The 9,685-nt window shown below is 72.5% G+C and carries 10 protein-coding genes; 6 read left to right on the top strand and 4 right to left on the bottom strand.

Translation table 11 applies throughout. From position 1 onward, the window contains the following. Together ACFV4N_RS33700 and ACFV4N_RS33695 are read right to left on the bottom strand one after the other, a co-directional pair. The coding region (locus ACFV4N_RS33700) for a glycoside hydrolase family 18 protein (protein ID WP_499676703.1) at positions 1 to 1,273 on the bottom strand (1,273 nt) is incomplete at its 3' end. Between the two features lie 177 nt (positions 1,274 to 1,450). After that, on the bottom strand, positions 1,451 to 1,855 hold the full coding sequence (locus ACFV4N_RS33695; RefSeq protein WP_499676702.1) for a hypothetical protein: 405 nt from the start codon (positions 1,853 to 1,855) through the stop codon (positions 1,451 to 1,453). Between the two features lie 226 nt (positions 1,856 to 2,081). Here ACFV4N_RS33695 and ACFV4N_RS33690 point away from each other — a divergent pair, with 226 nt between their 5' ends. Further along, positions 2,082 to 3,029, top strand: a complete 948-nt coding sequence (locus ACFV4N_RS33690; protein WP_499676701.1) for a helix-turn-helix domain-containing protein — start codon at positions 2,082 to 2,084, stop codon at positions 3,027 to 3,029. 39 nt (positions 3,030 to 3,068) lie between these two features. On the opposite strand, the gene ACFV4N_RS33685 is transcribed toward ACFV4N_RS33690, so the two are convergent. After that, on the bottom strand, positions 3,069 to 3,905 hold the full coding sequence (locus ACFV4N_RS33685) for an alpha/beta hydrolase (RefSeq protein WP_499676700.1): 837 nt from the start codon (positions 3,903 to 3,905) through the stop codon (positions 3,069 to 3,071). Positions 3,906 to 4,127: 222 nt separating this feature from the next. Then, positions 4,128 to 4,961 (bottom strand): helix-turn-helix transcriptional regulator, encoded by an 834-nt coding sequence (locus ACFV4N_RS33680; protein ID WP_499676699.1) that lies wholly within the window; start codon positions 4,959 to 4,961, stop codon positions 4,128 to 4,130. A 117-nt stretch (positions 4,962 to 5,078) separates the two neighbouring features. Between ACFV4N_RS33680 and ACFV4N_RS33675 the strand changes: the two genes are divergently transcribed. The 5 genes from ACFV4N_RS33675 (at position 5,079) to ACFV4N_RS33655 (ending at position 9,508) form a co-directional block, all read left to right on the top strand. Beyond that, entirely contained in the window at positions 5,079 to 6,134 is a 1,056-nt protein-coding gene (locus ACFV4N_RS33675; protein WP_499676698.1) for an aldo/keto reductase, read from the top strand. A gap of 135 nt (positions 6,135 to 6,269) precedes the next feature. Beyond that, positions 6,270 to 6,674, top strand: a complete 405-nt coding sequence (locus ACFV4N_RS33670; protein ID WP_499676697.1) for an MmcQ/YjbR family DNA-binding protein — start codon at positions 6,270 to 6,272, stop codon at positions 6,672 to 6,674. An 88-nt stretch (positions 6,675 to 6,762) separates the two neighbouring features. Continuing rightward, positions 6,763 to 7,935: a tryptophan synthase subunit beta gene (trpB, locus tag ACFV4N_RS33665; RefSeq protein WP_499676704.1), complete on the top strand. Its 1,173-nt coding sequence runs from the start codon at positions 6,763 to 6,765 to the stop codon at positions 7,933 to 7,935. Further along, the gene (gene trpA, locus ACFV4N_RS33660; protein ID WP_499676696.1) at positions 7,932 to 8,735 is read left to right on the top strand and encodes a tryptophan synthase subunit alpha; all 804 of its coding nucleotides are present in this window, start codon (positions 7,932 to 7,934) and stop codon (positions 8,733 to 8,735) included. The genes trpB and trpA overlap by 4 nt, the downstream gene beginning before the upstream one ends. Before the next feature lie 14 nt (positions 8,736 to 8,749). Then, a complete protein-coding gene (locus ACFV4N_RS33655; RefSeq protein WP_499676695.1) occupies positions 8,750 to 9,508 on the top strand; it encodes a GntR family transcriptional regulator in 759 nt (252 codons plus the stop codon). Positions 9,509 to 9,685: the final 177 nt, after the last annotated feature.

The raw sequence follows: 9,685 nt of genomic DNA, 5'->3' as shown, positions 1-9,685 counted from the left end.
GCCCCTTGATCAGCTCACCCTGCGGCGTGTCGCCGTCCAGTGACCAGATCATCGCGCCGCCGAGCTTGCGGTCGCGGATGAACTTCCCCTTGCGCTCCAGCTCGATCGGGTCGTCGTAGGTCCAGAACGTGGTGCCGTCGAACAGCCAGGCGTGGCCTGCCTTCTCGTCCCGGTAGAGCTTGTACTTCCCGTCCGCCAGCAGGCCCTTGAGCACGCGGTAGTCGTCGAAGCCCGCTTCGTGGGTGGCCGGGGCGGGTCCGGTGGACTGCTGGAACAGGCCGTTGTTCTGGTTGGTCACGCCGGTCCAGCCGCGACCGTAGTACGGCACGCCGAGCGTGATCTTGTGGCGTGGCGCCCCGCGCTCGATGTGCGCGTCGACGACGATCTCGCCGCTGTCCGGGGGCGTGGTCGGGTCGCCCTCGGGCACGCGGAGGGCCGACTGCTGGTTGGTGATCCTCTCCCAGGTGCCGTGGTAGTCGTAGCCCTGCACGGTGGCGAAGGTCAGCAGCTTGTAGACCGCGTCGAGTTCGTACCCGCGGTCCAGCGCCTGCCGGTTGGCGGGCAGGAACGCGGTGAGGTCGTAGGACTTCCGGTCCTTCAAGCCCTGCACGAACAGCTGCTTGCGGTACTCGACCAGCAGCTTCGTGAAGTTCTGCTTGTCCTCGGGGCGCACGACGTTGCCGACCTCGCCCTCGGTGGCCGGCCACTCCCAGTCCAGGTCGATGCCGTCGAACACGCCCTTGGCGGCGCCGGCGGGCGCGCCCGGCAGGTTGCCCTTGAGCCACAGGTCGATGCAGGACTTCACGTGCGCCGCGCGCGACTGCGGGGTGAGCGCGGCGTTGGAGAAGTACTTCGAGCCCGTCCAGCCGCCGAGCGAGATGTAGACGCGCAGCTTCGGGAACTTCTGCTTGAGCTGCTTGAGCTGGTTGAGGTTGCCCGCCAGCGCCTGGCCGGGCCGGTCGGCCTTGCCGTTGACGGACTTGTCCGCCGGGATCTGCCGCTGGTAGTCGTCCACCGGGTCGGAGCTGACGCACTTGCCCTGCTCGTCGAGGAGGCCGAAGGCGTAGTTGAGGTGGGTGAGCTTGCCCGCGGTGCCGTTCTCGACCAGGTAGCGGACCGGGATGCCGCGGTCCGCGTAGCTCCACTGCGTGTAGTACCCGACGGTGCGGACGGCGTTGTCGCCGTGGCGGTCGTGGGCCTGGGCCGGGGATCCGGCGACCGAAAGCCCGATGGACAAGGCGCCGACCAGGAAGGCGGCCCCCCATCTCTTCATCGACATGGTTCTCCTCGTGCTGACGGCGGCGTCATGGTCCAGACCACGCTAGATTGAGGTCTAGACCACTTCTACACCCGGATGGAGTAACCGGGGGATTCGCGGCGCGCCAGGCGGGCGCGGGCGACCCCCGGCTGTCGGCACGCCCCGACAGCCGGGCCCGGCACCCGACCGGGGTCACCGGCCGGGTGGCACCACCCGCACCGCCGCCTCCGCTCCCGGCAGGGGCCGTCGGCCGGTCACGACCGGCAGTCCCGACGGGTCGCCGTGCAGTTGGTGGCGGTAGAACGCGATCGCGTGGGCGGTGAGGGCCTCCCGCTGCCGGCCGGGCGCCAGTTGGCGCTCGGGGCAGGTGCCGTCGTCCTCGCCGAACAGGAACGGCGGCGTCCACGACGTGTTGTAGGAGTTGTGGTTGCCGTCGCGGATCGACACCGAGTAGTCGGTCACGGTGTTGCGGCCCCGCAGGTCGTCGAGGTACTCCTGCCCGCGCTCGCGGACCGCGCCGTCGCAGCCCCACCGCGAGCCGTGGGCCGTGACGACGAGCGACAGCCTGCCGACCAGGTGGCGCGGGTGGTGCACCACGGCCCTCAGCTCGCCGACCGTGCCGGTCCGGGGTCGGTGAAGGCGGTGTCGCCCAGGTCGTACCCGGCGACCGTTCGAACGCGATTCCCCATACCCCTACCACGGGGCGCGCCACTGCGGCGTTGCTTCCCGGGCGAGCGCACCCACGAGTTGGCAGGTGCGCTCCCGGTACCGGTTCATATAGCCTTCGCCGCAGGTCGGGGAGTTGCACGGCGGGTGGTGGGTCATGTTGCTGCTGGACACCTCGACGTTACCCGCGCGTGATCGCGTGGAGGCGTTCCGGGAAGCGCTGACCAGCGGCTCCACCGGGAACCGGGTGATCCACGAGGAGCCGCCGGAAGGGCTCTACGGGCGCATGGAGGGAGGCCGGGTCGGTTCCCTCACGGTGTTCACCTCGCACAACACCGGGTTCCGCCTGGTGCGCACCGCGCGTCACATCCGGCAGGAGAGCCGTCCGCTCATCGGCCTCGCCATCCAGACCCTGGGCGAGGGCCGGTTCCAGCTCGGGGACGAGCAGCAGGTGGTCGGGACGCGGGACCTGCTGCTCAACGACCTGACCCGACCGCACGACTACAGCTGGACGGGCGACGGGGCCTCGAAGTCGATCATCTTCACCCACGACCAGCTCGGGTTGCCCGCGGAGACGATCCGCGCGGCCACGTTCCGCCTGCGCTCCAGCCCCCTGCACGACATGGTGCACCGGCACCTGACCGCCCTGCACGCCGACGCCGACCGGCTGGCGCTCGACCCGGGCGCCCCCGCCCTGGCCAACGCGACGCTGGAGCTGGTCCGCGCGCTGTTCGTGTCCGCCGCGGGCGACCCGGCGGTCGGCCGACCGGTGCTCGCCGACACCCTGCTCACCCGCGTGCTGGCCTACGCCCGCGAGCACCTCACCGACCCGGACCTGGGCGCCGAACGCCTCGCCCGAGCCCACCACGTGTCCGTGCGGCACGTCTACCAGGTGTGCGAGCGCGCCGGCATCAGCCTGGAGCAGTGGATCATCACCCAGCGCCTGGAAGGTGCGCGGGCCGCGCTCGCCTCGCCCGGCTCCGCACACCTCACCATCGCCGCCGTCGCGCACCGCTGGGGGTTCACCCACGCCACCCACTTCAGCCGCCGCTTCCGCGAGGCGTTCGGCACCACCCCGCGCGAGTGGAGACAGCGGCACCGGTGAGCGGGACGGCCTCGGCGAGGCCGTCCCGGCGCGTCGCGGTCAGTGGAAGCGCTTGACGAAGGCGAGGGCGGTGTCGCAGACCTCCCGCCACCCGCTGTCGATGGTCAGCGCGTGCCCGCGGCCGGGGATCTCCACGATCTCGGTGATCCCCGGGTTGTCCGCCTGCTTGCGGTAGGAGGCGTTGACGATCGCCCACGGCACGGTGTTGTCCTTCTCCCCCGACATCAGCAGGAGCGGGCCGCGCTCCGGGTTGCCGGTGTCGACCTTGACCTCGGTCCACGGGTTGAGGTTGGCCGCGGCGGCCTGGAACAGCGGCTCGCCCGGCGCCGGGACGGCGAACTCCTCGTACAGTCGCCGGGCCTCGTCCTCGCTGACGGCGTTGGCGAAGGAGTACCGGAACTGCTCGTAGGTCAGCGGCACGGCGCGGTGGAAGTTGGCCGGGTTGCCCAGCACCGGCCGGGCCGCCCGCAGCGACGAGATCGGCAGCGGCAGCACACCGCGGAACGGCGCCGGGTCGATCGCCACGGACACCGCGGACAGACCGCGACCGGCCATGATCTGGGTGATCAGGCCGCCGAACGAGTGGCCGACCACCGCGGGCTTGCGGTCCAGGCGCCCGATGAGGTCGCAGAAGTGGTCGGCGACCTGCCCGACGCTCTTGCCCGCGAACACCTCGGGGCGTGCGTTGGCCTCGGCGACGGTGTCGGGGTCGTCGGGCCAGCCGGGCGCCACCGGCGCGTACCCGGCGGCTTCGAACACCGCCGCCCACCTGTCCCAGCTGCTGGGCAGCAGCCACAGGCCGTGGATGAACACCACCGGCGGTCTGCCACCGGCGTTGACCTCGTCGATGCGGGCCAGGTCGTGCGCTTCGGACATGGCGGCTCCCCCTTTCAGCGGGACTCCGGCGCGGTGGGCAGGAACGCGATCGCCCGGCCGGTGGCGGCGATCACCAGCACCGACTCGGCCATGCGCGTCGCTCCCCGGTCCCGCGGAACACCGCAGACGGTGTCAGCCCGGACGGGCGACAGGTGAACCGTTGGCGCACGACTGCGAACTCACGGCGCAGCGAGGCGGTCGGCGCACGGAAGAGGTCCGGGATCAGCGTGCGCGCAACCGGTCCAGCGCCGACCGGCTCCCGTCGTCCGCGGCGCGGTAGATCAACAACCGCTGGTCCGGGTCCTGGAGCGGCACGAGCACCTCGAAGTCCAGTGCGACCACCCCGACGTCCGGGTGCCGCAGCACCTTGCGCCCCCGCGCGTTGACCTTGACGTCCCGCTCGGCCCACAACCGCGCGAACTCCTCGTCGAGGGCGAGGAACTCGGCGATGAGGTCGCTCAACGCCCGGTCCTCCGGGTGCGCGGCCCACGCGGCGCGCAGGTGGGCGATCCCCTCCCGCACGACGCTTTCGCGGTCGACGTAGTACCCGCGGATCCGGGGGTGCATCAGGCACAACCACATCGAATTGCGCTGCGACGGCGGCAGGGCGCCGAAATCCAGCAGCAGCCCGGCCATCTCGTCGTTCCAGGCCAGGATGTCGTAGCGGTGGTTGAGCAGCATGGCCGGCAGCGGCGACAGGTCGGCGACCAGCCCGGCCAGCGGCACCGCCGCGGTGGTGGCGGGCTCGTCGGCGTTGCGGGGGCGCTGCCGGGTCAGGCCGAAGAGGTAGGCGCGTTCGTCCGGTGCCAGGCGCAGCGCGCGGGCCAGCGCCTCCACCACGTCCGCCGACGGCCGCAGGCCGCGGGCCTGTTCCAGCCGCACCACGTAGTCGACGCTGATCCCGGCGAGTTCGGCGACCTCTTCGCGGCGCAGGCCCGGGGTCCGCCGGGACTGCCGACGCGCCGGCAGGTCGAAGTCGGCCGGGTCCAGGCGTTCGCGCCGCGCACGCAGGAATGCGGCCAATTCCTGCGTCGCGTCCACGGCACGGGTGGTCATGTGCGGTCCAACCCCTTGGGTGGTACCGGCATTCCCAGGAAATTCCCTCCCTTATCCCCCGCTCCCGGCGGTCGCAGACTTCGGCCTCGACACGGATCACGGGCACAGGAGGACACGATGTCGCTCACCCTCGACTCCTACCGGCTGCTGGGCCGCTCCGGGCTGCGGGTCTCACCGCTGGCGCTGGGCACGGCGACCTTCGGCACCGAGTGGGGCTGGGGCGCCGGGCAGGAAGACGCGCGCCGGCTGTTCGACCTCTACGTGGAGCGCGGCGGCAACTTCATCGACACCGCCGTCACCTACACCGAGGACAGCTCCGAGCGCATGCTGGGCGAGTTCACCCGCGACCACCGCGAGGAGCTGGTGCTGGCGACGAAGTACTCGCCGCTGCGCCGGTCCGGCGACCCGAACTCCGCCGGCGCGCACCGCAAGAACCTGTTCGCGTCGGTGGAAACCAGCCTGCGGCGGCTGGGCACGGACTACGTCGACCTGCTGTACCTGCACGTGTGGGACTCCACGACGTCGGTCGACGAGGTCCTGCGCGGTCTGGACGACCTGGTCCGGCAGGGCAAGGTCCTCTACGTGGCGATCTCCAACGCCCCGGCCTGGCAGGTGTCGCGCATGCAGGCCGTCGCCGACCTGCGCGGCTGGTCGCCGCTGGTCGCGCTGCAGGTCGAGTACAACCTGGTCGAGCGCACCGGGGAGCGCGACCTGATCCCCATGGCGCGTGAGCTGGGGCTCGGCGTGGTCCCGTACTCGCCGTTGGCCGGCGGGGTGCTCACCGGCAAGTACGGTCGCGACGACCCGGCCGCGACGGACGCGGCGGGCACCCGCCGGGACTTCAACGTCGCCCTGGGCGCGGTCACCGAGCGCAGCCTCGCCGTCGCCGACGTCGTGCGGGAGGTCGCCGCGGAACTCGACCGCACGCCCGCCCAGGTCGGGCTGGCCTGGGTCCTGCGGAACCCGGACGTGACGGCGCCGATCGTCGGCGCGCGCACCCCCGCGCAGCTGGAGGACAACCTGGGCGCGCTGGAGGTCGACCTCACCGCGGAGCACCTGGCCCGCCTCGACGGGGCGAGCGCGATCGAACTCGGCGCTCCGCACGCCCTGCTCACCGGTGACCACATCCGTGCGGTGATGAAGGGTGACCTGAAGGTCGAAGACCGCCGCTGACCCCGGCGGCCCGCTGTGGCGTGCCAGGAGCCGCCGATCCGCGCTCGCCGGGCGGGGCACCCGGGCCGGGACCGGGCGGATCCGAATTGTCGGTGGTGGTCGATAACGTCCCGGTCGAGCGGAAGGAGGGGGACCGTGGGGGACCCGGACGAGGTGGTCGAGCGGTTGCGGCGGATCTGCCTGGCGCTGCCCGAGGTGGTCGAGGAGCGGGCGTGGCGGGGCACGCGGTGGAAGGTCCGCGCCACGACGTTCGCGCACGTGCTGGAGGTCGAGGACGGCGACCCACCGTCGTACGCGAAGGCTGCGGGCACGGACGGGCCGGTGAGCGTGCTGACGTTCCGGTCGGAGGGTGCGGAGCTGGCCGCGCTGCGGCACGCCGGTCACCCGTTCTTCTCCGTGGCGTGGGCGGAGAACGTGATCGGTGTCGTGCTCGACGGTGGCGTGGACTGGGAGGAGGTGACCGAGCTGTTGACCGAGAGCTACTGCGCGTCGGCGCCGCAGAAGCTGGTGGACCGGGTGAACCGGCCGGCTGAGGTCTGAGGTCTGGCCGGGTTGGGTGAACCCGGCCATTCCCGCTTGCCCATCCCACTACAAGACATCTAGAGTTCTAGATGTGTCAGCCGATGAGATGTCGTTGATGGCCGAACCAGACCCGAGCGGGCGGTTCGGGCGGTTCGGCGGCCGGTACCTGCCGGAAGCGCTGGTGCCCGCCGCCCGAGCGGTGGAGGCGGCGTTCCGCGAGGCGTGGTCCGACCCCGCGTTCACCGCGGAACTCCAGCGGCTCCTGACCACCTACGCGGGCAGGCCGACGCCGGTCACCGAGTGCGCCCGGCTGTCCGACGCGCTCGGCGTGCGCGTGCTGCTCAAGCGCGAGGACCTGACCCACACCGGGTCACACAAGATCAACAACGTGCTGGGCCAGGCCCTGCTCGCCCGCCGGATGGGCAAGCGCAAGCTCATCGCCGAGACCGGCGCCGGGCAGCACGGCGTCGCCACCGCCACCGCCGCCGCCCTGCTGGGCCTGTCCTGCACCGTCTACATGGGACAGACGGACGTGCGGCGCCAGGAGCTGAACGTGTTCCGCATGGAACTGCTGGGCGCGGAGGTCGTGCCCGTCGCCTCGGCCACCGGCACGGGCACGCTGAAGGAGGCGACCAACGCCGCGCTGCGCGCCTGGGTCGGCGAGACCGAGGACGCGCACTACTGCATCGGCTCCGTCATGGGCCCGCACCCCTACCCCTGGATGGTGCGGGAGTTCCAGCGGGTCATCGGCGACGAGGCCCGCGCCCAGTGCGCCGAGCTGCTGCCGACCGCCGTTCCGGACGTGGTGGTCGCGTGCGTCGGCGGCGGGTCGAACGCGGCGGGCACGTTCGCCGGGTTCGTCGACACCCCGGCCAGGCTGGTCGGGGTCGAGGCCGCCGGCGGCAGCGCGGTCGACAAGGGCGTGCCCGGGGTGCTGCACGGGTTCACGTCCCACTTCCTCCAGGAGGAGTCGCAGGTCCTCGAAGCGCACTCGATCTCGGCGGGCCTCGACTACCCCGGCGTCGGACCGGAGCACGTGCACCTCGCCGAGACCGGGCGCGCGCACTACCCGAGCGTCACCGACGAGCAGGCGCTGCGGGCGTTGAAGCTGGTCACGCGGTTGGAGGGCATCCTGCCCGCGCTGGAGTCGGCGCACGCCCTGGCGTGGGTGGTCGACGCCGCCGCGACCGGCGAGCTGCCGGCCGGCTCGACGGTCCTGGTCACGCTGTCCGGCCGGGGCGACAAGGACGTCCAGCAGATCAGGGAGGGCCTGCGATGAGCGTTGCCGTGGCCGGTGTGGCCGAACACCTCGAGGCGGCCGGGCGACCGCTGCTGGTGCCGTACGTGATGGCGGGCGTCGTGCCGGACTGGGTGGAGCTGGTGCGGGAGGTCGCGGCGGCCGGCGCCGACGCGGTCGAGATCGGCCTGCCGTTCTCCGACCCGATGCTCGACGGCCCGACCGTGCAGTGGGCGGCCGCCCGGTCGCTCGAACGGGGCGGGCGGCCGCGTGCGCTGCTCGACGAGTTGGCCGGGCTCGACCTCGACGTGCCGCTGGTCGTGATGACCTACGCGAACGTGGCGGTCACGCTGGCGCCGGAGCACGGGGTGGCGGGGTTCGTCGACCACCTGGCGGCGGTGGGCGTGCGCGGCGTGATCGTGCCGGACCTGCCACTGGAGGAGTCGGCGGAGTACCGGGCGCGGGCGGCGGCGGCCGGGGTCGACGCGGTGCTGCTGGTGGCGCCCTCGTGCGACGACGACCGGTGCCGGGAGATCGCGCGGGCCTCGTCCGGGTTCGTGTACTGCATGAGTTCGATGCGGGTCACCGGCGAGCAGCGGGACCTGGCCGCGAGCGCGTCGGCCAACGCCCGCCGCCTCAAGGGGATGACCGACCTGCCGGTGATCACCGGGTTCGGCATCTCCACGCCCGAGCAGGCGGTGCGGGCGTGCGCGGACGCCGACGGCGTGGTGGTCGCCTCGGCGCTGATGCGGCTGCTGGCCGACGGCGGGCACGCCGGGGCGGTGGTCGAGGCGGTGGCCGGGTTCCGCGCCGCGCTATCCTCGGCGTCCCAGCGGAGTTGAGGGAGCGCCCTGAGGTGAACCGGCGGTCGGGCCTGGAGTCGCGGGTGCCCAAGTACCTCGCCATCTACCGGGTGCTGGCCGATCGGATCACCGCCGGGCACTACCCGGCCGACTCGCCGCTGCCCGCGCAGCGCGAGCTGGTCGAGGAGTTCGACGTCTCGCTGATGACCGTCCGGCAGGCGATCCAGGCGCTGGAGGCCGACGGGCTGCTGGAGACGCGGCACGGCGTGGGCACGTTCGTGCGGCAGCCCGGCTTCTCCTACGGCCTGACCGGGCTGCGGAGCCTGGCGCAGGAACTCGTGGAGCAGGGCATCGAGCTGGAGACCCGGGTGCTCGGCGCGGACCTGGTCGACCCGCCCGCGGACGTGGGCGCGCGACTGCGGGTCCCGGCGGGCGAACGGGTGCCGGCCGTGGAGCGCCTGCGCAGCGCTGGCGGATCCCCGCTGCTGCTCCAGACCTCGTACCTGTCGCCGGCGGTCCCCGGCATCGACGTCGGGCGGTTGCGGGAGCGGTCGCTCTACCGGGTGCTGGAGGAGCTGGGCACGCCGGTGCGGGAGGCGAGCGAGACGATCCGGGCGGTCGCGCTGACCCCGTCGCAGGCGGACGTGCTCGGCCTGCCACCCGGCTCGCCCGCCCTGCTCAGCTGCCGGCTCAGCCGCGGCGACGGCGGCGTCCCCCTGGTCGACGACCGCGCCCTGCTGGTCGGCGACACGGTCATCACCGCCGAACGCGCCGCCTCGGGCACCAACCTGTCGTACGGCCCACCGACCTGAACGTCGAACTCACCGAGCCTGAACGCATGACACGCGCGGTCTGAACGCATGACACGCGCGGTCTGGGCGTACGACTCGCGCGGTCTGGGCGTACGACTCGCGCGGTCTGGGCGTACGACTCGCGCGGTCTGGGCGTACGACTCGCGTGTCTTGAACGTACGACTCGCGGTGTCTGGG

This window comes from Actinosynnema sp. NPDC059797, from assembly GCF_042732085.1.
Taxonomy (GTDB): domain Bacteria; phylum Actinomycetota; class Actinomycetes; order Mycobacteriales; family Pseudonocardiaceae; genus Actinosynnema.
This window is presented reverse-complemented; position numbering and strand designations above follow the sequence as displayed.

What these genes read in the sequence shown, in the direction of transcription:
- ACFV4N_RS33690 (WP_499676701.1), top strand. Translation starts at nt 2,082, where the DNA reads ATGTTGCTGCTGGACACCTCGACGTTACCCGCGCGTGATCGCGTGGAG.
- ACFV4N_RS33685 (WP_499676700.1), bottom strand. Translation starts at nt 3,905, where the DNA reads ATGTCCGAAGCGCACGACCTGGCCCGCATCGACGAGGTCAACGCCGGT.
- ACFV4N_RS33680 (WP_499676699.1), bottom strand. Translation starts at nt 4,961, where the DNA reads ATGACCACCCGTGCCGTGGACGCGACGCAGGAATTGGCCGCATTCCTG.
- ACFV4N_RS33675 (WP_499676698.1), top strand. Translation starts at nt 5,079, where the DNA reads ATGTCGCTCACCCTCGACTCCTACCGGCTGCTGGGCCGCTCCGGGCTG.
- trpB (WP_499676704.1), top strand. Translation starts at nt 6,763, where the DNA reads ATGTCGTTGATGGCCGAACCAGACCCGAGCGGGCGGTTCGGGCGGTTC.
- trpA (WP_499676696.1), top strand. Translation starts at nt 7,932, where the DNA reads ATGAGCGTTGCCGTGGCCGGTGTGGCCGAACACCTCGAGGCGGCCGGG.